We start from the raw sequence: 25,255 nt of genomic DNA, 5'->3' as shown, positions 1-25,255 counted from the left end.
AAAGCCGACTTTCCTTTCTCTCCCCCCCTCCCGCGCTCCGTCTCTCCGCCCGCACAGCGGGAAATCCCGTGGCTTCCGCCGTCGACCCGACGCCATTTTCCCCGCCCGTATCGCCCCCGCTCCATCCCATCGTCCGCCCCGAACAAGCGGCCAACGCCTCCCAGCTTTCCCGGACAGGCCGCCACCCCCATCCGCCCGCGACCGGAGCACGCATCCCATTTCATAAAGATTTCTATGGCATGAGCGGCTGCAATGGCCTCCGTCCCCATCCCGCCGCGCCCCGACGCCCCCTCCCCCGGCCGACCCTCGCCCACCGGCAGGTCCAATGCACCGGCATGGACCGCGCGGCGCGCCCGGCGGAACGGACGCTGGAGGCGCGGCTGGACAGGGGCCGCCATCGCCCTGCTACTGGCGCTCCTGCTGCGCCTAATCCCGGAGCAGGCGCTGCTCGCCCTCGACCATAATGCGCTGGAAACCGCGCAGCCGCTCACCCCCGTGCAGGCCCTGCCGCCGCAGGGGCCGGGCGACACTTTCCCCGGTTCCGCCTACTTCCTCGCGCAGGACGCCTTTGCCCCGGTCGATGCGGCCCCGGTCCGGCCCGGCGACCCCGCCGTCACCACACTCGCCCCGGAACAGCGCAGCCCGCATGTGCTCCAGATCGACCATGGCCCCGCCGCCCTCTCCATGCCGATGCGCGGCCTGACCTTCCTGGATCAGGCCCGCGCACTCCAGTGCATGACCAACGCCATCTATTATGAGGCGGGCAACGAGCCGGAAGAGGGCCAGCGCGCCGTCGCGCAGGTCATCCTCAACAGACTCGCCTCCGGGCGCTGGCCCGCCAGTGTGTGCGGCGTCATCTATCAGGGGACGGAACGGTCCGACCTGCGCTGCCAGTTCACCTTCAGTTGCGACGGGTCCATGGCGCGTGCGCCTGCGGCATCCACTTGGGCGCGCGCGCGCCGTATCGCCGCCCGCAGCCTGTCGGGAGAGATTTTCGCGCCCGCGGGCCTCGCCACCTTCTACCATACGCTGGCCGTGCATCCACCATGGGCGGGGCGGGTGCGCCCGGTCGCGGTGATCGGCGCGCATATCTTCTACCGCCTGCCTGGCGAGGCGGGGATGCCCGCTACCTATCGCATGCGCTATTCGGGGCGAGAAACGGCCCAGCCCGGTCCCTATGCCTTTACGCCGCCGTCGCGCACGCTGCCCCCGCTCGCGCCACCCGGACCGGACCTGATGGCGGGATGGAGCGCGCCCACGGCATCCGTCCCGACGGCCGCCACCGCCACGGCCTCCCCCCTGCTGCTGCCCCAGCCCGCCGCCGTCCCGTCGCTGGCGACCGCCATGCCGGCCCTCCCCGCTCCCGCCCCGTCCGCCCATGGGCGCGACCCCGGCTCACCCGGCCTGCCACAATCCACCATCCGCCCGGAATATCGCAATTCGGGCCGCGCCCTGCGGTAAATGCGGACGCCATCGACGGCTCCCAAAAAAAAATTGGAAAAAATCATCGGCAGGCGGAACCTTTACAGGGGCCGCCTGTTTTTTGGTTCGGACAGCAAAACATTGCCCCCCCGCTCTTGCTGTCCAAATACACGGCCCGGAACGCCATCCCCCACCCGACCAGCGTTCCGGGCCATCCTTTTCTCCCATCAGCAATAACCGGCGGCGGGCCATCTGGCCCAGCCGCCTTTTTTCTGCCCGGCGCACGGCAGCCCGGCACAGGAAAAGTTGCAGCCACCCCGCACCGGCGCGGAACCGGGCGTCGTCCTCCGTGTTTGGTTGGGACGATAGGACACCAACCCACAACGCCGAAACCGGCCAAGCAGCAGCAGGAACATGCCATGAAAAAGACCCCAGCCCTTACCGCAGCCCTGCTTTCGGCACTGGTCCTGCTTTCCGCCTGCAACACGGTGGAGGGCGCTGGCCGCGACGTGTCCAGCGCAGGCGACGCCGTGGCGGGTGCCGCGCGCGACACCAAATAAGCGCGCTTTAAGAAGAGTTTCGCGGCCCGGTCTACGGTCCGTATCATCAGGCCGGGTCGTCCCCGGCCTGATCCTTTTTACGGGCAAACCACGGCTCATCGCTTGCCGAATAGCCGATCCTGCCCCAACACAGCGCCCACCACAGGCCGACGCCATGGCAACAGGCTACCCTGCCTCGTCAGCCTTTTCAGATCGGGCAAGCGGTCGAGACGAAGAGCCTATCCGGTCCCTCCCGCCCATCGCGACGCAACGCCGCCAAGGCCCACTAGAGTGGGCCTTAGAATGGGATCGCATCAGATGCCCCACGTCGTCATTGCGCGCGCAGTGACGATCGAAGGAACAGCCATCACGCCCCAACCTGACCTATCTTGGCCAGGCGGCATCCCGTCACGATGCGAAGAGGATGCTGGCGAACAGGGTAAGATCGCAACGACGGAGGCGGTCCAGCCACCCCAGCCATGCCAACCGGCTCTATTGCTCGCCGCCGCCCGTCTCGACCACCGCCCGTTCCTCGTCGGCCGCCTCTGCCGACCGCTTGCGGTCGGTGAACCACATCGCGATCAGGCTGAGTTCGAACAGCAGGATCAGCGGCACCGCCAGCATCAACTGCGACACCACGTCGGGCGGCGTCAGCACCGCCGCCACGGCCACCGCCGCCACGATCATATAGCGCCGGACGGAGATAAGCTGCGCCCGCGACACGATCCCCGCCTGATTCAGCAGCATCAGCAGCACCGGCATCAGGAAGCTGATCCCGAACGCCAGCGTGAACTGCATCACCAGCGCCAGATAGGATTCGGTGCTGGGCAGCGCCTCCACCTCGACGCCGCCCGCATTGCCCTGAAACCCCAGGAAGAAGTGGAAGGCGGTGGGCATCACCACATAATAGGCCAGCGCCGCGCCGCTGACGAACAGGATCGGCGTCGCCAGCAGGAAGGGCAGCAGCGCCCGCTTTTCCTTGGCGTACAGCCCCGGCGCGACAAAGGCCCAGAGCTGGTTGGCGATGACCGGGAAAGACACGAAGAACGCGCCGAAGATCGCCACCTTCAACTGGACGAAGAACGCCTCATACAGCTTGGTATACACCAGCTTGCCGCCATGCGGGCCATAAGCATCGCGGAGCGGCTGGGCCAGAAAGGCGAAAATCTTGTCCGAGAAATAATAGCAGACGATGCCCGACAGCACGAGCGCATAGACGCAACGCAGCAGCCGGGACCGCAGTTCGACCAGATGCTCCAGCAGCGGAGCGGTGCTTTCGTCCAGATCCTTCATGCCGCCGGACCCGCTTCGTTCCTGCCCTTTTCACTGTCCGGCGTGGGCGCGGCGACGAACGGCTTGAAGCCCTCCTCCTCCGCCTGTCCTGTCGCCTGACCTGACGCCTGATCTGGCACCTTCTCCCCTGTCCCCGACGGCGCACCATCCACTATGGTATCGGCCACTACGGCATCGGACGCGGGCAGCGCGGCCTGTTCGGCATCGGCCACCACATCATAGCCATTGGGATCGGAATAGGGGTTCGCCTCGGTCGAAGCCGGCGTCTGCGCCATGATCCGCGCATTGTCGGCGGCCCATTTCTTCTCCATCTCCTCCATCTCCGCCTGCCGGATCATCTCGTCGATGCCAGAGCGGAAATGGCGGGTCATCGCCCGTCCCTTGCCGATGATCTGGCCCAGCTTGTAGAGCACGCGCGGCAGATCCTTCGGGCCGATCACGACGACGGCCACGATGATGATGAGCAGCAGTTCCGATGAGCCAATGTCCAACATGACGCCCGTGACAATCCGATTCTATTGGGCCTGATTCTACTGGGCCGATTCTACCGGGCCGGTTCAACTGGGCCAGTGTCTATCCAGCCGATAAGGGGCGGCGGCGCGGCGGTCCAGGTTGGCCACGATCCCGGCCGCGACCCCGGCCCAACCCCGGCCCAACCCCGGCCCAACCCCGGCCCAACCCCGGCGGTGTCGGATCAACCCTGCTTCTGCTCGCTGGAAACGGGCGCGGCGGTGGGCTGCGGGGCCTGCTCCGCCTTGGCCTCGATCTGCTGGACGGGCTGCGCCTGGCGCTGCGGCGTCACATCGTCGTCATCGTCGGCCATGCCCTTCTTGAAGCTTTTGATGCCCTTGGCGACATCGCCCATCAGGCCGGAGATACGACCGCCACCGAAGAGCAGAACGACGACGAGGACGAGCACAATCCAGTGCAGCGGCGAACCGAAACCCATGACACAAACCTCCTGAATGGCCGCTAATTAGACCTATCGGATCAAAGTGGGAACCCTTTGCGCGGGGAAAAGGGTCGGAATCATGACAGGAGGGATATTTTTCCGGCACAGGGCTGCGGCACAGGGCCTCAATCGGCGCTTTCCGCATCCTCTCCTGCGCCATCCTCCGCTCCCTCGCAGGCCTCCTCCCCGGCCTCATCGGGCGAGAGCAGCGCCGCCTCCAGCGCCATATCCACCGGCTCCAGCAGGCCCGCCGCGCGCAGATCGTCCACGCCGGGCAGGTCGCGCCGCGTCTCCAGCCCGAAGTGCGTCAGGAAATCCGCCGTGGTGGCATAGGTCAGCGGTCGCCCCGGCGTCTCGCGCCGTCCCGCCGGGCGCACCCATCCCGCCTCCATCAGCACGTCGATCGTGCCCCTGGCCACCTGGCTGCCCCGGATCGCCTCTATCTCCGCCCGGCTGACCGGCTCATGATAGGCGATGATCGCCAGCGTCTCGACCGCCGCGCGCGACAGCTTGCGCGCCACCTCCCGCTCCCGCCGCAGGATATGGGCGAGGTCCGCCGCCGTCTGGAAATGCCAGCGGCCACCGCGCGCGACCAGCTCGATGCCGCGCCCCGCATACTGATCCGCCAGCACGGTCAGGTGCGGCAGAACGCTCTCCGCCAGCCCGGCGTGGCGCTGCACCTCCGCCGCGGTCAGCGGCTCCTCCGCCGCGAACAGCACCGCCTCGATCAGGCGCAGCTTGTCGTCCTGCATCACCGCCCCGCCGCCCCGCCGCCGCCCGGCACCGCGCGCAGGTACAGCGGCGCGAACGCCCCCGCCTGCCGTATGTCCAGCCGCCGCTGCTTCGCCAGTTCCAGCGCCGCGACAAAGCTGCTCGCCCGCGCTGACCGCTGCATGTCCGGGTCGACCGTCCGGGGCAGGAAATCCTCCAGCACGGTCCAGTCGATCGCGCTGCCGACCAGCTTCGCCACCCGCCCGATCGCCGTCTCCAGCGTCATCACATTGCGGGTCGCGACGATGTGCACCACCGGCCTATTGCGCGCCTTCACCCGGCCATAGGCGGCCAGCAGGTCATACAGGCTCGCCGTCCACACCGACGAGCGGGGCCGGTCCAGTCCTTCCGGGTCGCCGCGCGCGAACACGTCCCGCCCCATCAGGTCGCGCGCCATCAGCCGCGCCCCGGCCTCCCGCATCGCGTCCAGCCGCTGGAGCCGCAATTGCAGGCGCAACGCCAGTTCCTCCGGCGACGGGTCGGGCTGCTCCACCTTCGGCAACAGCAGGGCGGATTTGAGGTAGGCCAGCCACGCCGCCATCACCAGATAGTCCGCCGCGACCTCCAGCTTCAGCGCGCGCGCATTGTCGATGAAGGCCAGATATTGCTCGACCAGCGCCAGGATCGAAATCTCGCGAAGGTCCACCTTCTGCCCGCGCGCCAGCGTCAGCAGCAGGTCGAGCGGCCCCTCCCAGCTTTCGAAGGACAGGGTGAGCGTCTCCTCCTGCCCGGCGGGCGCACCATCCCCCGCCTCCACCGGGGCCAGCAGCTCGGCCCCGTCGCTCATGCCAGCGCCAGCAGCGCGTCGCGCGTGGCCACCACCGCGTCCATATCCGCATCGTCCGCGCCGCCCGCCACCGTCGCCATCGCCCGGTCCAGCCGCGCCCGGCTCTCGTCGCTGATCTCCGGCAGAGCCTCCGTGATGGCGATCATGTCGTCCATCACGCCCCAGCAGTTGAGCGCCAGATCGCATCCCGCCGCCACCGTCGCGGCGGCCAGAGTGCCCATATTGCCAGACAGCGCCTTCATATCGAGATCGTCCGACATCAGCAGCCCGTCGAAGCCGATCCGCCCCCGAATCACATCCCCGATGACGACGGGCGACAGGCTGGCGGGGCGCTCCGCATCCCAGGCGGTGTAGATGATATGCGCCGTCATCCCCATCGGCGCATGGGCCAGCGTGCGGAACGGCGCAATATCCGCCTCCAGTTCCTCCGCGCTCGCCGTCACGGTGGGCAGGTGCAGATGGCTGTCCACCAGCGCCCGGCCATGGCCCGGCATATGCTTGACGATGCCCACGACCCCGCCCGCGCGCAGCCCCTCGATCACCGCCCGGCCCAGCGCCGCAACCTGCATCGGGTCGCCGCCCAGCGAGCGGTCCCCGATGATCTCGCTCTGCCCCTCGATCCGCAGGTCGAGCAGCGGCAGCGCATCGACGGTGATCCCCACCTCGGCCAGCGTCGCGGCAATGGCGCGCGCATTGGCGCGGGTGGCCGCAATCGCGCTCGACGGCGCGGTGGCATAGAGGCGGTCGAACGGCTCGGCGGAGGGGAATTTCGGCCACACCGGCGGCTGCATCCGCGCGACGCGCCCGCCCTCCTGGTCGATCATGATGAGCAGGTCGTCCCGCCCCGCCAGCGCCCGCAGATCGTCGGTCAGCGCGCGCAGTTGCGCCCGGTCCCGAATGTTGCGCTTGAACATAATATAGCCCGCCGGTTCCGCCTCACGGAACAGGGCGCGCTCGTCGGGCGTCAGGGTTTCACCGGAAAGGCCGAATATGACAGGCTTCATGCCTCCACCCTAGAGAGGATCGCGCATGGGGGAAAGAGGACATGCCGCGGGCCTGTGCGGCTCTGTCCGGCCCCCACACCACACGCCGACGCCCCGAACCCTGATGCTGCGCCCGACGATGGGACAGGCCGATCACTGCGGAGAAGCGCATAAGAACGCGCCCCGAACCGCCCTCTCCCCGCCCCGGTCGTCGCGCTGGCAGCCCCCCGCGATTCGCACGACGATGCGACCCGACGCTTTTCGCGCCAAGCCGCCTTTCCTTGCAGGCCGCAAATCCCTATTGCGGGCCGCATGGTGACTGACACGCAAACAGGCCCTTCGGGACGCCGCCCCCTCACCCTCCTCATCGCCGCGCCGCGCGGCTTTTGCGCGGGGGTGGACCGGGCCATCACCATTGTGGAGCGGGCCATCGCCAAATATGGCGCGCCCGTCTATGTCCGGCACGAGATCGTGCATAACAAGTTCGTGGTGGACGGCCTGCGCGAACAGGGCGCCATCTTCGTCGAGGAACTGGACGAAGTGCCCGACGACCGCCCCGTCGTCTTCTCCGCCCATGGCGTGCCCAAAGTCGTGCCCCAGAATGCCGAGTCGCGCGGCCTCGACTTTCTCGACGCCACCTGTCCGCTGGTGTCCAAGGTGCACCGGCAGGCGGAGCGGCAGATGGATGCCGGCCGCCATATCGCCTTCATCGGGCACAAGGGGCATCCGGAGGTGATCGGCACTTTCGGGCAGGTGCCCGACGGCACCATGACCCTGATCGAGACGGTGGAGGATGCGGAGGCGTTCGTGCCGCCCGCCGATGCCAATGGCCTCGCCTTCCTGACCCAGACCACCCTGTCCGTGGACGACACGGCGCAGATCATGGCCGTGCTCCAGCGCCGCTTCCCGGACATTGTCGCGCCCAAGGGGGAGGACATCTGCTACGCCACCTCCAACCGGCAGGCGGCGGTCAAGGCGATTGCGGAGCGGGCGCAGGCCGTGCTGGTGATCGGCGCGCCCAACAGCAGCAACTCGCTGCGTCTGGTGGAGGTCGCGGAACGCGGCGGCGCGCGCGCCATGCTGATCCAGCGCGCGGCGGAAATCCCCATCGACTGGCTGGACGGGATCGACACGCTCGGCCTCACCGCCGGGGCCAGCGCGCCCGAAGTGCTGGTGCGGGAAGTGGTGAACGCCCTCGCCCAGCATTTCGACGTGCGCGAGGAACAGGTCAAAACGGCGGAGGAAACCGTCGCTTTCAAGCTGCCACGCGGCCTCGAAGCGGCCTGAAGGAACAGATTATGGCCGTCTATACCGCCGTGCCCGCAGAGGCGCTCGCCGACTTCCTCGCCGATTATGACTGCGGCACGCTCATCTCCGCCAAGGGGATAGCGGAGGGTGTTTCCAACAGCAATTTCCTTGTGGAAACAACGGGTTCGGATGGCCTTGGCCATCGCTACATCCTGACCCTCTACGAACATCGCACCGACCCGGAGGATCTGCCCTTCTTCATCGACCTCCTCGACCACCTCGGCGCGAAGGGCCTCCCGGTCCCCCGTTTCATACCCGATTCGGTTGGTCATCATGTAAAGACCCTGTGCGGTCGGCCCGCCTGCCTGATCGAATTTCTGACCGGCGTTTCCGTGACCGAACCCACGGCGGGGCAGGCTTTTGCGGCGGGTCGCGCCATGGCGGAACTACACCGCGCGGCGGCGGATTTCGTGGGTGCCCGCCACAATGATCTCGGCATCGACGGCTGGCAGCCGCTGGCCGCCTCCTGCGACGGCGACCTCGACAGCATCGCGCCGGGGCTGGAAGCACGGGTCACGGACGAACTCGCCCATCTGACCGCCGCATGGCCCGACCGGCTCGCCCGCTCGGTCATCCACGCCGACCTGTTCCCCGACAATGTGCTGATGCTGGGTGAACGGGTGACGGGCCTGATCGACTTCTATTTCAGCTGCACGGACATCCGCGCCTATGACCTCGCCGTCATACATGGGGCCTGGTGCTTCGACGGCGATGGCGCAACCTATCACGCGGACCGGGGCGAGGCTCTGGTCGCGGGTTATCAGTCGCTGCTACCGCTCTCGGCCGAGGAACGCGCGGCCTTCTCCACCCTCTGCCGGGGCGCTGCGATCCGCTTCCTCCTGACGCGCGCCTATGACTGGATCAACACGCCCGCCGACGCGATGGTGACGCGCAAGGATCCGCTCGCCTATCTGCGCCGCCTCGACTTCTACGCCGCCGCCAGCGCCGACAGCCTGCTCGGCGCGTCGGTGGAGGCGCGCCCATGAGCGACACCGTCCACCTGTTCACTGACGGCGCGTGTAAAGGTAATCCCGGCCCCGGTGGCTGGGGCACGCTCATCCGCTTCGGCGAGCATGAGAAGGAACTGTCCGGTGGCGAAAAGCTGACCACTAATAATCGCATGGAACTGATGGCCGCGATCGAGGGCCTCAACGCCCTCACCCGGCCCTGCACGGTCATCCTCTCGACCGATAGCAAATATGTCATGGATGGCATCACCAAATGGGTCCATGGCTGGAAGCGCAAGAACTGGCGCACTGCCGACAACAAGCCGGTCAAGAATGTCGAACTGTGGCAGGCGCTGGTGGAGGCCGCCTCACCGCATCAGGTCGAATGGAAGTGGGTCAAGGGCCATAGCGGCCACCCGGAGAACGACCGCGCCGACCGTCTCGCCAGCGATGCCGCAGACGCCATGCGGGGCTAACGCCTCAACATCTTAATCCGTCACGCCCTTCTCAACCCAGCGGTGAAGAAAAGCGACCGGGGGCATAGGGCGCCACGTCAATATGCCCGACCGCCGTATCCGGCTCCGTTGCCATCACCAAGGCCGCGCCGAGTAACGCCGCGGCAGGCGCTGTCTGAATGCCGAATCCTCCCTGCCCCGCGAACCAGAAAAAACTTGGGACATGAGCGTCGAAACCATAGACCGGCGCACGGTCCGGCGCGAAACTGCGCAGCCCCGCCCATTTGCGCTCCACCGCAGCCACCCGCCACTCCACCACCTGTTGCAATCGGTCGATAGCGGTCGCGACTGCCAGATCATCCGGTGCGGCATCGCCGGGCAGTTGCGGCACCTCATCATGCGGGGTCAGCCACAGCCGTCCACCGCCCACGCTCTTGAAGTAGAAACGCGCCGCCAGGTCGATGACCAGTGGCAGATCGACGGGCGCGGGCGGATCGGTCCGCACCTGCACCACCGTCCGCCGCAACGGCAGGATGCCCAGCGTCGTGACGCCCGACCGACGCGCGACATCATCGGCCCAGGCGCCCGCCGCATTGATCAGCACTGTGCAGGACAGACTGCCCCCGGACGTCTCCACGGTCCAGTTGCGTCCATCATGATGCGCGGACCGGAACGCCTCACCACAACGCAGAACTCCGCCTCGCTGCATCAGTCGGCGGCGATAAGCGGCCAGCAACGCCGACGCATCAATGTCCGCACAGCTCGGCTCAGCCACGCCCACCGTCCACTCCGGCAAGAGACCCGGCACAGCCTGCGCCAGCGTCCTGCGGCCCACCCGCTCCACCGCCACGCCCTGTCCACCATACAGGTCCACGAATGCATCCGCTTCCCCCATCGCACTATCCGGGCCGATGTGGAGGGCACCACGCGGGGTCAGAAAACTCGTCTCGCTGAAATCGGAATCGGGCCGCACAAGCATCCTTCCTGATGCCGTCGTCAGCGGCTGTACCGCAGGCCCACCATAGCTTTCCGTCCAGAACGCCACGGATCGCCCCGTCGCATGATAGCCCGGCGCTTCTTCCGCCTCCAGCACAACGACGCGGGCCTCATTGGCGAGCAGCGCTCCGATGCTCATGCCCGCCATGCCGCCGCCGACGATCAAAATATCGCAGCCTTCCTTCACACGAATCCACCCGATCGGCGGACGCACCCATGGCTGCTGCTAGTTCTGAGGAAATCGTTCATGCCCATCATCGACGGCTGGTTACGATTTCGAAAGGCATAGGGTCTAGAGCTGATATGTGATGTATCCGAATTTTCTGCCCTCGCTGCTTCTCGCCACGCTTGCCGGCCTGCTCATCTGGGCAGCCGTGACGGACCTGCGCGCACGCATCATCTCCAATCGGTTGAACGCCGCGATCGCCCTGCTCGCCCCGGTCTATTGGTGGAGTATGGGCCTGTCGCATTGGCCCGACATGGCACTGCAACTAGGGCTGTGCGTTGCCGTCTTCGCTGTTTTCGCGACACTGTTCGCCATGGGGGCGATGGGCGGCGGCGACGTGAAAATGCTCGCCGCCATCGCACTCTGGCTGCCTGCGGGGGCGCTGATGTCGCTTCTGGTGCTCATGGCGCTGTTCGGCGGAGTCATCACCATCATCACGGTGGTCCATCATCGGACGACCCGGCGGATCGGCGCGGTGGAGGTTCCTTATGGGGTCGCCATTAGCCTAGCTGGCTTGTGGGTCATTGGTGAACCCTATTTTAACGCATTTACGTAAGAATTGAGAAACGGGCGCTGGTTGCGTCCGCTGGTCGGGAAGGCTGAAGTCGTCATGGAACCGAAGAAGATCGCTCTGCTGGTAGGCGCTCTGGTGATCGCCATCGCAGCCGCGTTTCTGGCGCGCTCGATGTTTCTGGGCGCACCCGCGCCACAGGCCGATGCTGCGGCCATGCCCCAGCAACAGCTTCAGAAGGTGCTTGTCGCCACCAAGCAACTGCCGGTCGGCACCATCATCGGCCCGGAGGAATTCCGCTATCAGCCCTGGCCTGAAGAGCTGATCGAAAACGCCTATTTCATCGAGGGCAAGGCCGACCAGAGCAAGCTGGTCGGTTCCGTCGTCCGCACCGCTATCTCGGCAGGCCAGCCTGTGACGCAGGGCGCGCTGATCCAGCCGGGCGACCGTGGCTTCCTGGCGGCCGCTCTGGCCCCCGGCATGCGCGCCGTGACCCTGCCCGTGCAGATGCAGGCCAGCGTAGCTGGCTTCATCTTTCCCGGCGACCGAGTCGACATGATGCTGACCCAGACCGTGGCCGGTGGTGGCGACGGCCCACCGCTCAAGGTTTCGGAGACGGTACTGCGCAACCTGCGCGTTCTCGCCACCGACCAGCGCACCAATCCGCTGGGCGAGGATGGCCGCCCCGTAGTCGCGGGCTACTCCAACGTCACCATCGAAGTGACTCCGCGCATGGCGGAAAAGATCACCGTCGCCCAGACGCTCGGCGCGATCTCGCTGTCGCTGCGTTCGCTGGCCGACAGCACATCCGACCTGGAGGCCGCACTGGCATCCGGCGAGGTGCAGGCGCCTAAGGGCAATGATCCCACGGCGGAGAAGGAAATGCTGGCATCGCTGGCCAACCGCCCGATGGATCGGGGCCGCACCTTCTCGACCGGCGGCGACGTCTCGAAATTCCAGCGGCGCACCGTGCCCGCAAAACCGGCCGATCCGGCCGCCGCCATGGCCGCGAGTGCGGCAAAGGGCGAAGTTGTGCGTGTCGCACGCGGAACCAGCGTGACGCCGGTTCCTGTGGGGAGCAAGTAAGATGACATCGACCACTCTGCGGACGATGGGACTGCGGTCCTTGGGCCGCAACAGCCTGGCCGCCAGTGCCGCGCTGATCCTGACCGCAGCGCCCCTGCCCTCTCTCGCGGCCGGCCGTGCGCCCACCGCTCCCGCTGCGCCTGCGGTGCGCGACGATGGCGTGCAACTCCTGTCCCTCGGCCAGAGCAAGGTCATCAACCTCGCCACGCCCATGTCCGATGTCATCATCGCCAACCCGGATGTGGTCGACGTCCATGTCCGCTCCTCGCGGCAACTCTATCTGATCCCCAAGGGACCGGGCCAGACCGACCTGACCGTCACCAACACAGCGGGCAAACCCATCTATCGCGCCGTCGTGCGGGTGGGCAATAATCTGACCAGCATCGACCAAATGCTCCGACTCGCCATGCCGGATGCAGATATTCAGGTCAGCACGCTGAACAACACGGTCTTGCTGACCGGCATCATCGCGACACCAGAGGACAGCGCAGAGGCGGAGCGCCTTGTCACAGCGTTCGTTGGCGACAAGACGACCGTCATCAGTCGCCTCAAGACCGCGACCCCACTGGCCGTCAATTTGCAGGTGCGCATCGCGGAAGTCAGCAAGACGATCAGCAAGACGATCGGCATGAATTTGGCGACAGCGGATTATACAAGCGGCTTCAAGTTCGGCCTCGGTTCCGGTGGCCGCACCATGTACAATCCAAAATGGTATCCGGGCGGCTCTCTGGCTGCCGGCACCAATCTGGTCGGCTCAGAAGGCCTTACCGGCATTCCATCGAAAACGTCGGGAACGACGATTGCCGCCGACACGAGCCTGTTCGGCCTCAACATCCTTGCCGCGCTCGACCTGGCAGAAGATCAAGGTCTTGCTACCACCCTCGCCAATCCGAACCTGACCGCGCTTTCGGGCGAAACGGCCAGTTTTCTGGCGGGTGGCGAACTGCCCATCCCATTGTCCACGGGGTTGGGCCAGACATCGGTCGAGTTCAAATCCTACGGCGTCAGCCTTGCCTTCACGCCGACGGTGCTTGCGGATGGCCGCATCTCCATGCGCGTGCGGCCGGAGGTGTCCGATCTCGACTATACCGCAGGCGTCACCATTTCAGGCACCGCAATCCCCGGCGTCAAGACGCGGCGCGCGGAGACAACGCTCGAAATGGGATCGGGCCAGAGCATGATGATCGGCGGCCTGCTACGCTCCGAAAACAGCAACAGCATCAACAAGGCGCCTTTCCTCGGCGATATCCCGATCCTGGGCAATCTGTTCAAGTCATCGGCTTTCCGCCGCAGTCAGACGGAACTGGTGATTATTGTGACGCCTTATCTGGTGAAGCCGGTCAACGCCCGCGACATCAAGCTGCCGACGGATGGCTATCGCAACGCCAATGACGCCCAACGGTATCTCGGCACGATGCAGCATGACAGCAAGTCGAACGAACCGCGCCCCGTACCCACGCTGGCGCCGCCCGTGATCGTCCCCGCCGACTCCACCGCCGCCCCGGTTTCCGGTGGCACCCCGCGCAAACCGGGCAAGGCAAACGCCGCCCCCGGCTTCAGCTTCTGATCGGAGGATGGACATGTCCCTGACCTTGACCAAGGCCGCCCCGGCCTCCCGCCTCCGCCCCGCGTTTCGCGCCACGGCTATTATCATTACCATCGCGCTGGCAGGCGCTGCGCCCGCTATCGCCGCCAAGAAGAAGGCACCGGTCAATCGCGGTCTCGAATCGGTCAACCAACCGGTCGTGCATCGTACCGATTTTGTGTTCGATGCCATCCCGGACGGCTATAATGGCCTTTCGCGTGACGAACGCCAACGGTTACTCGACTGGTTCGACGCCATCGAACTTGGCTATGGCGACCGGGTCGCGATTGCGGGCGACGGCGACTATACCAATGCCCGCCTGTCCAGCGCTGTATCCGACCTCGTCGGCCGCTATGGCCTGTTGATGGCAGACGCAGCCCCGCGCACGGTGGGTGATGCCCCGTCGGGCGCGGTCCGTATCGTGGTCAGCCGCTCCACAGCCAGCGTGCCAACCTGCCCCAATTGGGGCAACCGCTTCGAGGCGGACCTTCAGGGTGGCCTCAGCACTGAATATGGCTGCGCAATCAATGGTAACCTCGCCGGTATGATCGCCAATCCGGAGGATCTGGTGCAGGGCCGCCAGAACCAGTCGCGATTCCGTGGCGCAACTGCCAGCCGCGCCGTCAACGCCTTCCGCAACGCCGCGCCATCCGGCGGCGGCGGCAGCAACCTGAAGTGAAGGGTCAGCCATGAACGCCCCCTGGAAACCGCTCGACGCCTCCACGCGCGACCCGTTCCATGCCTATGTCAGCGATCCGCACAGCGTCGAAGTGCTGCGTGCCGTCGTCAACGACATGGGCTGGCCCATCGAAAAGGTCTGCCTCGGCGGCCTGCGCAACGCCGTCCAGTCGCTGTCCATCGCGGCCAGCCCCAATGTACTGTTCGTCGACCTGTCCGAGTCAGGCGACCCGCTCAACGACATCAACAGCCTCGCCGAAGTGTGCGAGCCGGGCACTGTCGTCATCAGTTGCGGGCAGGTCAATGACGTGCGTCTATACCGCGACCTGATCGCCAGCGGAATCCAGGACTATCTGCTCAAGCCGCTCGACCCCGATCATCTGCGCGACACCATCGCGACCGCCCAGGCCGTGTTCCACGCGCCCCGCGTCGAGGCGGTCGTGGACCGCCCCCATATCACGGTCAGCGTCGTTGGAGCGCGCGGCGGTGTCGGCGCCAGCACCGTGGCGACCTCGCTTGCCTGGTATCTTTCGGAACGGGAAAAGCGCCTCACCTCGCTCCTCGACCTCGACGTGCATTTCGGTACCGGCGCGCTCGCGCTGGACCTGGAACCAGGCCGCGGCCTGACCGACGCCATCGAGAATCCGGGCCGCATCGACGGCCTGTTCATCGAACGGGCGATGGTCCGCGCGTCGGACATGCTTGCCATCCTGTCGGCCGAGGCCCCGGTCAACCAACCGATCCTGACCGACGGCGCGGCCTATCATCATTTGCAGGAAGAACTGCGCGGCGCGTTCGAATGTAATGTCGTCGACATTCCGCGCAACGTGATGATCCACCATCCGCATCTGTTGCACGATTCGGGTGTGATCGTCCTCGTCACCGAATTTTCGCTGGCGGCGGCGCGCGACACCATTCGACTGCTCGCTTGGTTCAAGAGCAATGCGCCACAAGCCCGTATTCTGGTCGTCGCCAACAAGGTGCAGGCTGGCGTGCAGGAAATCGCGCGCAAGGATTTCGAACAGTCCATCGAGCGCAAGATCGACCTGCTGATCCCCTATGACGCCAAGGCGTCCAGCCAAGCCGCGCGGCTGGGCAAGGCAGTTAGCGACGCTGCGCGCTCCACCAAGCTGGGTCAATCTCTCGTGCAGATCGGCAAGCTGATCCTGAGCGGCGACATTGGTGCGCCCGAACCAGACGCCAAGCCCGCCAAGGGCAAGGCCGCCAAAACTTCTGTCTCCGATGCTGCGGCCAAGCCCAGCCTGTCCCTCGCGGCACGGCTCGACGGCCTCAAGAAACTGCTGCCCAATCGGACCAAGGCACCGAAGGCCGCAAAGTCGGACAACAAGAACTGACCATGGCACAGGGTATGCGATCCTCCGAGGACGGAATTTAGGCGATGGACTTTCGGCTCATCCTTCTCGCCCTGCTTCTCCTGCTCCTGATCGGGATGATCGCACTTGCCTTCATGGGGCCGAGCGCATCGCGCAACGGCAGCCGTCGCCTAACCGACATACAGGGTCGGCACAATGGTGCCGTCAACTCGGTGGAGGCGCGCATGCGGCGTGCCATTTCCAACCGGCCGACGGAAAAGAACCTGTTTCTGGTCTCGCTGATCCCCAACCCGGAAACACTGGCCAAACGCATCCAGATGACCGGCCGGAAATGGACGCTCAGCCAATATATGTCGACATGCTGCGCGCTGGCCATTGTCATATTGATATTGATGCAGTTGCGGGGCTTCTCCCTCCTCGCCTCCATGCTCATGTCGATCACGATCGGCTTTGGCCTGCCGCACAAGATCGTCGGCCGCATGATCAACAAGCGCGTGGACAAGTTTACGGCAACCTTCCCCGATGCACTCGACCTGCTGGTGCGCGGGCTGCGGTCAGGCCTGCCGGTCAGCGACACCATGGGCGTCGTGGCGCGAGAACTGGCAGGGCCGGTCGGTGAGGAGTTCCGCCTCATCACCGAACGGGTCAAGATCGGCAAGTCGATGGAACAGTCGATGCTGGAAACGGCGGAGCGTCTCGGCACGCCGGAATTCAAATTCTTCTGCATCACCATCGCGATCCAACGCGAGACGGGTGGCAACTTGGCCGAAACGCTCGCCAACCTCGGTGGTGTGCTGCGCCAACGCGCCCAGATGAAGCTCAAGATCCGCGCAATGTCGTCGGAATCGAAGGCATCCGCCTATATCATCGGCTCACTACCCTTCTTTGTCTTCGCGCTGATCTCCTGGATCAACTTTACCTATATGACGCCTTTCTTCACGCCCGATCCAACAGGGTTGTTCGGCCTTGGCCTGATGCAGCTCATCGGTATCGGCGGCATGTGCTGGATGGGCATCGGCGTCTTCATCATGGCCCAGATGATCAATTTCGAGATTTGATGCATGCCTGACACCTCTTCTCCCGGCGGAACGCTCCTCGGCCTGACCGGCGCCGACATTGGCACGATCATGGCCGCGCTGGCGATGCTGGCGGTACTGGTTGCCATCTATGCGGCCAGCACAGTGCGCGATCCGATGGCCAAGCGGGTCAAGGCGCTGAACGAGCGCCGCGAACAGCTCAAGGCGGGCATCGCCGCATCGACCAGCAAGCGCCGCACCAAGATCGTTCACCAGAACGATACCACCGACCGCATGCGCGACCTGATGAAGAACCTCAAGGTTCTCCAGGACGACCAGCTCAAGCAGGTACAGATCAAGCTAGCGCAAGCGGGCATTCGATCGAAGGATTGGGCGGTTGCCGTCATCTTTGCCCGTATGGTCTTACCCGTCGTGATGGGCGGCGGCGCGGCGCTCGCCATTTATGTGTTCGACATGTTCCCAACCTATGGTGACATGTCGAAATTCGGCATGTTCGCAGGTGCGCTGCTAGGCGGATACAAGGCGCCGGACATCTATATCGAGAATAAAGTGTCCAAGCGGTCGGCCGAAATCCGCAAGGGCGTGCCAGACGCGCTCGACCTGCTCGTGATCTGCGCAGAAGCGGGCCTGACAGTCGATGCCGCCTTTTCCCGCGTCGCGCGCGAATTGGGCAATGCCTACCCCGAACTGGGAGAGGAATTCCACCTCACCTCCATCGAACTGAGCTTCCAGCCCGAACGCCGTCTGGCCTTCGAAAATCTGGCGCAGCGCGTGCGACTGGAACAGCTGAAGGGCGTGGTCACAACCATGATCCAGACGGAGAAATATGGCACCCCGCTGGCCTCAGCTCTGCGCGTCCTGTCCGCCGAGTTCCGTCATGAACGCATGATGCGCGCCGAAGAAAAGGCCGCGCGCTTGCCCGCGATCATGACCGTGCCGCTGATTCTCTTCATCTTGCCGACGCTATTCGTCGTCATTTTGGGCCCGGCCGCCTGTTCGATCAGCAAGGCTTTCTGATCCTGGTTTATTCATGGCCCATCGCTCGATGGCCATAAGCATGCAAATCGTCTAGAAGACCTCATGTCCCTTCTACGGAGCATGTAAATGCACCTTGCTGTCCCATTGTCCGGCGTCAGCCTTTCCACGCAATCGCCATGAGGCGCGGCATGCAGGGACTCCCGCAGCCCTATAACTGGATCGTTGCGTTGATCCTGCTATGCATAGCAATGCTGGTCGTCCCCATTTTCGCGACTTTTCTCTAGCTACTGCACGGCATTGCATCCATCTTGCTGTGCATGAGAGAGGAACGCCCGCTAACTCTGCTGGAACGGGCGTTGGTCCGGGGCATGTTCGGCGCCGCACTGGCCCCCGATCCAGTTCGAATCCGGCGCTGGCGCTGGTGGCCATTCCAGCCTCGACATATCACCATGGCGCCGATGGGCCATCTACACTTTCCCCCCGGCAGCGCGGCCTGGTGTGCCTGCTTTGGGGAATCCTCGATTCCCATGCAGGCTTTCTTCCTTCACGAAATGACCCATGTCTGGCAGGCGCAGACACGCGGCCGCTGGTATCTGCCGCTGATGCGCCATCCCTTCTGCCGCTACGACTATGTTATCGAACCGGGTCAGCCATTCGACCGCTATGGAATCGAACAGCAGGCGGAAATCGTGGGCCATGCACATCTTCTGCGTCATGGCGTCACCGTCCCAGGCAAGCCGGGGCTGGAAGCCTATGAGGCGTTGTTACCGTTCAGGGAGAAAGGGAAAGGGGGAGTGACGCACACCCATTACTACCCCACATCCCGAATCTGATCGGAGATCTATTGCAGCAATGTCGAGCCTTCAGCGTAACGGCAACAGATCCCAACTGTTGGTGGAATCCAGGAAAAATCTGTTCGTGCCGTTACACTAACCGCTTCCGATCCACTACGAGGAAGTCCGTCAGCTACGCGCTCGTATCGATCCCCACTATCCTTCAGGTAACTGTTGCGTCCGGTTCAACCGATCGATCACCTCATCAATCGGCTCGACGACGGTAACACTACGCCCTTCGCCAAAGCGGATACGGGTGCCATCCGACATGCAGGAAATGAAGGAAATCTGTGCCGCATTGACCGCCACGGGGACTCTGTCGGCGCTGACGAACTTCACGAACATGATGCTCTCTCCTGCTTCGTTTCCTGCCAGCCTAATGGTTTTGGAAAATTGCGCCAGAGCGATTTCACGCCGAAAAGCGCCAGTTCACTCCACCGTCACGCTCTTCGCCAGATTACGCGGCTGATCGACATCGGTGCCCTTCGCCACCGCCACATGATAGGCCAGCAATTGCACCGGCACCGCATAGACCAGTGGCGCGATCAGCGGATGCACCTTGGGCATGGTAATGGTCGCAAGGCAACCGTCGCCAGCCGCCTGTACCCCGTCATAGTCGGAGATCAGCACAACCTTGCCGCCGCGCGCCTGCACTTCCTGCATGTTGCTGACCGTCTTGTCGAACAGGGGGCCGGACGGCGCAATCACAATCACCGGGACGGCATCGTCGATCAACGCGATGGGACCATGTTTCATCTCGCCCGCAGCATAGCCCTCGGCATGAATATAGCTGATTTCCTTGAGTTTCAGCGCACCTTCCAGCGCCAGCGGATAGTCGGTGCCGCGTCCCAGATAAAGCACGTCCCGCGCCGCTGCGACATGATGGGCCATGCCTTCGATCATCTCGTCATAGGCCAGCGCGGCGTTGAGTGCGGCGGGCGCTTCGGCGAGGTGACGAACGATGTCCTTTTCCTCTGCCGCACTCAGGCGACCCTTGGCACGGGCCAGATTCGCGGCGAGAGCCGCCAGCACAGCAAGCTGGCAGGTAAAGGCCTTTGTCGATGCCACGCCGATTTCTGGCCCTGCATGGGTGGGGAGAAGAAGATCCGCTTCCCGCGCCATGGTGCTGGTCGGCACATTGACGACAACAGCGATCTTCTGTCCTTCATTCTTGGCATGGCGCAGCGCGGCCAGCGTATCCGCCGTCTCGCCTGACTGACTGATGAACAAGGCAAGGCCGCCCTCCTCCATCACCGGAGTGCGGTAACGGAACTCCGACGCGACATCGAGGTCGACGGCGACACGCGCAAACTGCTCGAACCAATATTTGGCGACCATGCCCGCATAGAAGCTGGTGCCACAAGCGACGATGGTGACACGGCGGATGCTACCCAGATCGAAATCGGGGATCGGCAGCGTCACGCGCTCTTCCATGCGCTGGAGATAGCTTTTCAGTGTCTGCGCAACCACCACCGGCTGCTCATAGATTTCCTTGAGCATGAAGTGGCGATGATTGCCTTTGTCGATCATCGCACCGGACACGCCAGACAGGGTGACAGGCCGCTCGACGGGCACATTATCCTTATCAAAGATTTTCGCGCCTTCGCGGGTGATGACGACCCAATCGCCCTCCTCCAGATAGGCGATCTTCTGCGTCAGCGGCGCCAGCGCCAGAGCGTCCGATCCCAGATAAGTCTCGCCATCATCGCCATAGCCAAGCACCAGAGGGGAACCAAGCCGCGCGCCGATAAGCAAGTCAGGATGCTGGCGGAACAGGATTGCGAGTGCGAAAGCACCGTGCAGGCGAGGCAACACAGCCTTCACCGCTTCCTCCGGTAACACGCCCGCCTCGATCGCCTCGCTCACCAGATGGGCGACGACCTCTGTGTCAGTCTCGCTGGTGAAGACACGGCCACGCCCCTGCAACTCTTCGCGCAGCGGCTTGAAATTCTCGATGATACCATTGTGGACCAGTGCCACCTCGTCCGTGGCATGGGGATGGGCATTGCTGGTCGTAGGCGCGCCATGCGTCGCCCAGCGGGTATGCGCAATGCCGATGCTGCCGGGCAGGGGATCGCTGCTCAGTTCCTTACCCAGATTGACCAGCTTGCCCTCAGCTCGGCGCCGGTCAATTATGCCGCTATGCAGCGTAGCAATGCCAGCCGAATCATAACCACGATATTCGAGCCGCTTCAGCCCGTCGAGCAACCGGTCCGCCACATCCTCGCGCCCCACGATTCCGATGATTCCACACATGGCTCGGCTTACCCCCTGAAATGCTGGCTGTAGCCCCCTGTAGGAGGCGGCGCTACGCAGAGCAATGCACCTCTGTTGCTTTGCAAAAGATGAATGGCCAGCCTCGACTGCAACTGTTCATCAACCCCAGCTGTCGCTGGAGACTGCACCACTAGCCGCTCGTAAAGCCAGGCACGCGCCTCGACCAGATAGGCTTGCGCGATATCAGTGCCCGATGCCCATGACTCAAACCCATGGGGAGCGCCGTCCACGAGCCGAAACGTCACATCGACATCCGCCTCACGCAGCCGGTCGGCAAAGACGCGATCCTCCTCACAAAAGAGGTCGACGGTCCCCACCCCGATCCACGCCGGGGGCAAGCCCGCCAGATCGGTGCGCCGCGCAGCCGCAGCATAAGGAGGCGGATCGACAGCGCCCGGCTCACGTCCCAGATAGGCCTCCCATCCAGTCCGGTTGTTCCGATTGCTCCACAAGCGATGGCCGATCTGGTCCAGATCGATGCGCGCTGCCGTACGGTCGTCGATCATCGGGCAGAACAACCATTGCGCCACCGGCTGCGGGCCACCCTCGTCATGCACCTGTTGCACCAGAGCCGCCGCCAACCCGCCACCCGCACTTTGTCCGCCGATAGCGATGCGTGCCGGATCGATACCCAGCGCGACGGCCTGCGCTTGCATCCATGTCCAGGCCGAATGGCAATCGACCAGAGGAGCAGGAAAGGGGTGCTCAGGCGCCAGCCGGTAATCGACGCTGACAACGACAAGACCCTGTTCGCGCGCCACTGCGATACAAAACGCATCGTCCTGCGCCGGGCCGCTGATCACATACCCACCGCCATGAATCCACAAGAGCGCGCCGCCCAGCCCGGCCTGCGGGTCCGCCTGAGCCTCCCATGGCTCATAGATGCGCAGCGGTACCGGCGTTCCCGACGGCGTATCGATCCGCACATCCTTCTGTCGGATCTGCGGCACCAGCGCGAATAGCTTGCGCAGCTATGCGCGCCCCCACCGACTACCGAACGGCAGAGGGATCGACATACGACGCGTCGCGGCACGCAGTTCCGGTGCAATCTGGCTGAGCGGCATCATGCGGCAAACTCCATCATCACGCCCATGTTTGCCTCCGCCGGGACAGCCACAGAATCCGGCCGATCACCGGGCACCAGGTCCATGCCCCGTGCGGCGAAATAGCGGCGCGCCTGATCGATGTCCCGCACGCTCAGCACGGTCGAGCGTATCCCCGGCCCATGACGGTCCAGATGCCAGCGGATCGGTCCCGCTCCCGTTGGCACCAACAGTTCAACGACCGAATCTGCAACCTGGAAACCGCGCGCCTGCGCCCCGGCCGCCAAACGCACCTCATCATAGAGCAGTCGAGCCGACAGGAAACTGGTCAGAAAACCGCTGGCCACCTCCATATCTTCGACAACGATAGTGACGACCTTCAGCCCAGTCAGCCCCAGTCCATGCTCATCGCGCCAATAACTGGCTGGTTTCATGGTACCGCCGAGCATGTCCCACGTCCGGTCATGGAAGGAGCCGTCATAAAATTCAAAAGCGACGCCCAGCGTGTCCGTTGGATGGGTATGGACCGCCAAGCAGATGTCCCGCACGATGCGGATGCCATGGTCGGCGATGGCGGCACGCACTGCCTCCATATCCGCCTGATATTCAATACCCAGATAGTAGGGGCCATGGCGCGCATTGAGTAACCAGGCTGGCGGTACGAAGGGTTCGAAGATCACACCGCCCATTTCGAACAGCCCTGCATGCCATTCTTTCTGCGGATAGTCCGCCAGAAAATCGGCGTCATAAAGGTCGCGAAAATGCGCAATGCTGGCATCGAAATCCGCCAGCACCATGTTGATATGGTTGACGCGCACAGGCTCTATCGATTGCGGCACTATAGCTCCCTTCTCCCTTTGCCATCTGTTGTACCGGGAGAGCACACTACCGCAATGGGCGTTACAAGGAGAATGGAAGGACGTGAACGGTCGCTGTTTTCGATGCCCCGACACAGGCTGACAGGTACCGAGCCACGTGGACCGACGCTATGCCCCCTTGAGCGCCCGCATCCTGTCCCGGAACCGCGTGGCCCAGCCCGCCTTCTCCACCTGAGCCGGGCGTACCAGCACCAGAGAATCGGGGGAAACGTCCGCTGTCAACGTGCTGCCCGCGCCAACTATTGCGCCCGCGCCAATGCTGACCGGCGCGACCAGCGCACTGTTGGAGCCGATGAACGCCCCTGCACCAATCACCGTTTTATATTTGCCGAAGCCATCATAGTTGCAGGTGATCGTTCCCGCGCCGATATTGGCGCCCTCGCCCACTTGCGCGTCGCCAATGTAACTGAGGTGATTGGCCTTCGCACCTTTGGCCAGTGTGGACTTCTTGATCTCTACGAAATTGCCGACCTTCGCGCCCTCACCAATGTCCGCGCCCGGTCGCAGCCGGGCATAGGGACCGATGTCCGCGCCGCCATGCACCGTCGCGCCCTCCAGATGGGAGAAGGCATGAATGACCGCGCCTGCCTCCACGACGACACCGGGACCGAACACCACATTCGGCTCCACGGTCACATCCCGGCCCAGAACTGTGTCATGGGAGAAGAAGACCGTGTCCGGCGCGACCAATGTCACACCGTCCAGCATTGCCTCGTCGCGCCGCCGCTCCTGCCAGGCCCGTTCCAGAGCGGCCAGTTCGATACGGCTGTTGACGCCCGCCACCTCGATGGCGTCCGTCTCGATCACCGCGCTTTGCGCTCCCGACATCATGACAATGTCAGGGAGATAATATTCGCCCGCCGCATTATCATTGCCCACCATGTCCAGCAGCACGAACAGTTCCGCGGCATGCACCGCCATCAGGCCGCTGTTGCACAGGGTCACGGCGCGTTCGGTCGCAGTGGCATCCTTATATTCCACCATCTTCTCGATCACGCCCTGCCCGTCTGCGATGATCCGGCCATAGGCGCCTGCCTGTTCCGGCCGGAAGCCCAACACCACAGCGCGCGGCTCGTCGCCCCGGTTGAGCCGCTCCAGCATCGCCTTCATCGTCTCCGCCCGAACCAGCGGCACATCGCCATAAAGGATCAGCACATCCCCCGCAAAGCCATGGAGAGCCTCCTTCGCCTGCGCGACGGCATGGCCAGTGCCCAGTTGCTCCGCCTGTACGGCAATATCCACGCCACGACCCGCAACGGCCTTTTCCACCTGTTCTCGGCCCGACCCGACGACGATCACGGTACGCTCCGGGAAAAGCGCCTCGGTCGCAGCGAGAAGATGTAACAGCATGGGCCGCCCCGCAATGGGATGCAGCACCTTGTGCAGGCCCGACTTCATGCGCGTGCCCTGTCCGGCGGCAAGGATGACGATGGCAACAGGACGGGCGGAGGAGCGTTGGTTCACGGAGGATCCTTACGGCTGAATCAGATGTCTGCCGCTGTCTCTGCCATGTTTAGGTTGCCACTTCCACAATCGAGCGGCATGCGGCGCACATGACTGTACGCCCCTTCGATCTCATCGGTTTCGACCTCGACGGCACATTACTGGACACCAGTGGCGATCTGGCCATGGCGCTTAATCATGCGTTGGGCACCATCGGGCGCAACCCGTTACCTGTGACAGATGTGCAGAAGATGGTTGGCCGAGGGGCAAGAATCATGCTGGCCCGCGCCCTCGCCGCCACCGGAGATGCGCCACAAACGCTGATCGACCAACTTTATCCGATCGTGATCGCCCATTATGAGGCGCACATTGCCGATCTCAGCCGCCCCTATCCGGGCGTTGTCGCGGCACTGGAAGGCCTGTCCGCGCGTGGCTATCGTCTCGCCGTCTGCACCAACAAGATCGAGCGGCTGGCCCGACTCGTACTGGCGGAACTGGGTATGGCACATCATTTCGTCGCTATCGTGGGTGGCGATACCACCCCCCAGCTCAAGCCAGACCCGGCACCGCTACTGGCGATGATTGATACTGCGGGCGGCGGACGGACGCTGTTCGTAGGCGACAGCGACAATGACATATTGGCAGCACGGGCTGCGGGCGTGGCGAGCGTCGCGGTCAGCTTCGGCTATGTCGAAGGCGATCCGGCAGAACTGGGCGCAGACGCCCTGATCCAGGAATTTGGAGAACTTGTCCCGCTGGTAGAGGAATGGACCAACCGTTGATGCCAAGGCAAAGGACAGGAAAGCAAAGCTCATTACGCCCCGACCCGCCATCATCCTGCCCAACCCATCATCGCTATAAAAAGGCCCCGGAGAACCGGGGCCTTCTATTCG

General features: G+C 64.2%; 26 protein-coding genes. 14 read left to right on the top strand and 12 right to left on the bottom strand.

The genetic code is table 11. The features are described 5' to 3' along the window. Positions 1–252: 252 nt before the first annotated feature. Together LWE61_RS04725 and LWE61_RS04720 are read left to right on the top strand one after the other, a co-directional pair. A complete protein-coding gene (locus tag LWE61_RS04725) occupies positions 253–1,461 on the top strand; it encodes a cell wall hydrolase (protein ID WP_234148878.1) in 1,209 nt (402 codons plus the stop codon). Positions 1,462–1,841: 380 nt separating this feature from the next. After that, positions 1,842–1,982, top strand: a complete 141-nt coding sequence (locus LWE61_RS04720) for an entericidin A/B family lipoprotein (RefSeq protein ID WP_234148877.1) — start codon at positions 1,842–1,844, stop codon at positions 1,980–1,982. Positions 1,983–2,453: 471 nt separating this feature from the next. On the opposite strand, the gene tatC is transcribed toward LWE61_RS04720, so the two are convergent. From tatC to nagZ, 6 genes are all read right to left on the bottom strand, one after another. Then, positions 2,454–3,254: a twin-arginine translocase subunit TatC gene (gene tatC, locus LWE61_RS04715; RefSeq protein WP_234148876.1), complete on the bottom strand. Its 801-nt coding sequence runs from the start codon at positions 3,252–3,254 to the stop codon at positions 2,454–2,456. After that, positions 3,251–3,748 carry a Sec-independent protein translocase protein TatB gene (gene tatB / locus LWE61_RS04710; RefSeq protein WP_234148875.1) on the bottom strand — a complete coding sequence of 166 codons (498 nt, stop codon included), beginning with the start codon at positions 3,746–3,748 and terminating at the stop codon, positions 3,251–3,253. Before tatB ends, tatC begins: the two co-directional genes overlap by 4 nt. Positions 3,749–3,948: 200 nt before the next feature. Continuing rightward, positions 3,949–4,203 (bottom strand): twin-arginine translocase TatA/TatE family subunit, encoded by a 255-nt coding sequence (locus LWE61_RS04705; RefSeq protein WP_234148874.1) that lies wholly within the window; start codon positions 4,201–4,203, stop codon positions 3,949–3,951. Positions 4,204–4,331: 128 nt separating this feature from the next. Next, complete coding sequence (gene scpB / locus LWE61_RS04700; RefSeq protein ID WP_234148873.1) at positions 4,332–4,958, bottom strand: SMC-Scp complex subunit ScpB; 627 nt, start codon at positions 4,956–4,958, stop codon at positions 4,332–4,334. Next, positions 4,958–5,764 (bottom strand): segregation and condensation protein A, encoded by an 807-nt coding sequence (locus LWE61_RS04695; protein WP_234148872.1) that lies wholly within the window; start codon positions 5,762–5,764, stop codon positions 4,958–4,960. The genes scpB and LWE61_RS04695 overlap by 1 nt, the downstream gene beginning before the upstream one ends. Beyond that, a complete protein-coding gene (gene nagZ / locus LWE61_RS04690; protein WP_234148871.1) occupies positions 5,761–6,768 on the bottom strand; it encodes a beta-N-acetylhexosaminidase in 1,008 nt (335 codons plus the stop codon). The genes LWE61_RS04695 and nagZ overlap by 4 nt, the downstream gene beginning before the upstream one ends. 291 nt (positions 6,769–7,059) lie before the next feature. On the opposite strand from nagZ, the gene ispH reads away from it, so the two are divergent. The 3 genes from ispH to rnhA are packed head-to-tail and all read left to right on the top strand — an operon-like array spanning position 7,060 to position 9,478. Then, positions 7,060–8,034 carry a 4-hydroxy-3-methylbut-2-enyl diphosphate reductase gene (ispH, locus tag LWE61_RS04685; protein ID WP_234148870.1) on the top strand — a complete coding sequence of 325 codons (975 nt, stop codon included), beginning with the start codon at positions 7,060–7,062 and terminating at the stop codon, positions 8,032–8,034. Positions 8,035–8,045: 11 nt separating this feature from the next. Next, entirely contained in the window at positions 8,046–9,041 is a 996-nt protein-coding gene (thrB, locus tag LWE61_RS04680) for a homoserine kinase (protein ID WP_234148869.1), read from the top strand. Beyond that, positions 9,038–9,478: a ribonuclease HI gene (gene rnhA, locus LWE61_RS04675; RefSeq protein WP_234148868.1), complete on the top strand. Its 441-nt coding sequence runs from the start codon at positions 9,038–9,040 to the stop codon at positions 9,476–9,478. Before thrB ends, rnhA begins: the two co-directional genes overlap by 4 nt. Positions 9,479–9,509: 31 nt before the next feature. On the opposite strand, the gene LWE61_RS04670 is transcribed toward rnhA, so the two are convergent. Continuing rightward, complete coding sequence (locus LWE61_RS04670; protein ID WP_326490600.1) at positions 9,510–10,640, bottom strand: NAD(P)/FAD-dependent oxidoreductase; 1,131 nt, start codon at positions 10,638–10,640, stop codon at positions 9,510–9,512. A 121-nt stretch (positions 10,641–10,761) separates the two neighbouring features. Between LWE61_RS04670 and LWE61_RS04665 the strand changes: the two genes are divergently transcribed. The 8 genes from LWE61_RS04665 (at position 10,762) to LWE61_RS04630 (ending at position 18,721) form a co-directional block, all read left to right on the top strand. Then, positions 10,762–11,235 (top strand): A24 family peptidase, encoded by a 474-nt coding sequence (locus LWE61_RS04665; RefSeq protein ID WP_234148867.1) that lies wholly within the window; start codon positions 10,762–10,764, stop codon positions 11,233–11,235. A 54-nt stretch (positions 11,236–11,289) separates the two neighbouring features. Then, the gene (gene cpaB, locus LWE61_RS04660; RefSeq protein WP_234148866.1) at positions 11,290–12,276 is read left to right on the top strand and encodes a Flp pilus assembly protein CpaB; all 987 of its coding nucleotides are present in this window, start codon (positions 11,290–11,292) and stop codon (positions 12,274–12,276) included. Between the two features lies 1 nt (position 12,277). Beyond that, positions 12,278–13,843, top strand: a complete 1,566-nt coding sequence (locus LWE61_RS04655; protein ID WP_234148865.1) for a type II and III secretion system protein family protein — start codon at positions 12,278–12,280, stop codon at positions 13,841–13,843. A gap of 13 nt (positions 13,844–13,856) precedes the next feature. Continuing rightward, entirely contained in the window at positions 13,857–14,540 is a 684-nt protein-coding gene (locus LWE61_RS04650; RefSeq protein ID WP_234148864.1) for a CpaD family pilus assembly lipoprotein, read from the top strand. A gap of 10 nt (positions 14,541–14,550) precedes the next feature. After that, positions 14,551–15,894, top strand: a complete 1,344-nt coding sequence (locus LWE61_RS04645) for an AAA family ATPase (RefSeq protein WP_234148863.1) — start codon at positions 14,551–14,553, stop codon at positions 15,892–15,894. A gap of 44 nt (positions 15,895–15,938) precedes the next feature. Further along, complete coding sequence (locus LWE61_RS04640; protein ID WP_234148862.1) at positions 15,939–16,931, top strand: type II secretion system F family protein; 993 nt, start codon at positions 15,939–15,941, stop codon at positions 16,929–16,931. Between the two features lie 3 nt (positions 16,932–16,934). After that, positions 16,935–17,927, top strand: coding sequence for a type II secretion system F family protein (locus LWE61_RS04635; RefSeq protein WP_234148861.1), 993 nt, complete (start codon positions 16,935–16,937; stop codon positions 17,925–17,927). Between the two features lie 329 nt (positions 17,928–18,256). Next, a complete protein-coding gene (locus tag LWE61_RS04630) occupies positions 18,257–18,721 on the top strand; it encodes a vgr related protein (protein WP_234148860.1) in 465 nt (154 codons plus the stop codon). A 156-nt stretch (positions 18,722–18,877) separates the two neighbouring features. Here the strand turns inward: LWE61_RS04630 and LWE61_RS04625 are convergent, their stop codons facing one another. The 5 genes from LWE61_RS04625 to glmU all read right to left on the bottom strand — a co-directional run bounded on the left by LWE61_RS04625 (position 18,878) and on the right by glmU (position 24,317). Next, on the bottom strand, positions 18,878–19,066 hold the full coding sequence (locus tag LWE61_RS04625) for a flagellar FlbD family protein (protein WP_234148859.1): 189 nt from the start codon (positions 19,064–19,066) through the stop codon (positions 18,878–18,880). 84 nt (positions 19,067–19,150) lie between these two features. Next, on the bottom strand, positions 19,151–20,977 hold the full coding sequence (gene glmS, locus LWE61_RS04620; protein ID WP_234148858.1) for a glutamine--fructose-6-phosphate transaminase (isomerizing): 1,827 nt from the start codon (positions 20,975–20,977) through the stop codon (positions 19,151–19,153). Between the two features lie 8 nt (positions 20,978–20,985). Beyond that, positions 20,986–21,948 carry an alpha/beta hydrolase gene (locus tag LWE61_RS04615; protein WP_234148857.1) on the bottom strand — a complete coding sequence of 321 codons (963 nt, stop codon included), beginning with the start codon at positions 21,946–21,948 and terminating at the stop codon, positions 20,986–20,988. A 113-nt stretch (positions 21,949–22,061) separates the two neighbouring features. Continuing rightward, entirely contained in the window at positions 22,062–22,880 is an 819-nt protein-coding gene (locus LWE61_RS04610; RefSeq protein WP_234148856.1) for a VOC family protein, read from the bottom strand. 147 nt (positions 22,881–23,027) lie between these two features. Then, complete coding sequence (gene glmU / locus LWE61_RS04605; protein WP_234149068.1) at positions 23,028–24,317, bottom strand: bifunctional UDP-N-acetylglucosamine diphosphorylase/glucosamine-1-phosphate N-acetyltransferase GlmU; 1,290 nt, start codon at positions 24,315–24,317, stop codon at positions 23,028–23,030. A 155-nt stretch (positions 24,318–24,472) separates the two neighbouring features. Here glmU and gph point away from each other — a divergent pair, with 155 nt between their 5' ends. Further along, complete coding sequence (gph, locus tag LWE61_RS04600; RefSeq protein ID WP_234148855.1) at positions 24,473–25,144, top strand: phosphoglycolate phosphatase; 672 nt, start codon at positions 24,473–24,475, stop codon at positions 25,142–25,144. The last annotated feature ends 111 nt before the right edge of the window (positions 25,145–25,255 follow it).

This window comes from Sphingobium sufflavum (genome assembly GCF_021403115.1).
GTDB lineage: Bacteria > Pseudomonadota > Alphaproteobacteria > Sphingomonadales > Sphingomonadaceae > Sphingobium > Sphingobium sufflavum.
Note: the sequence above shows the minus strand (reverse complement) of the source record. Positions and strands in the feature narration are given on the sequence as shown.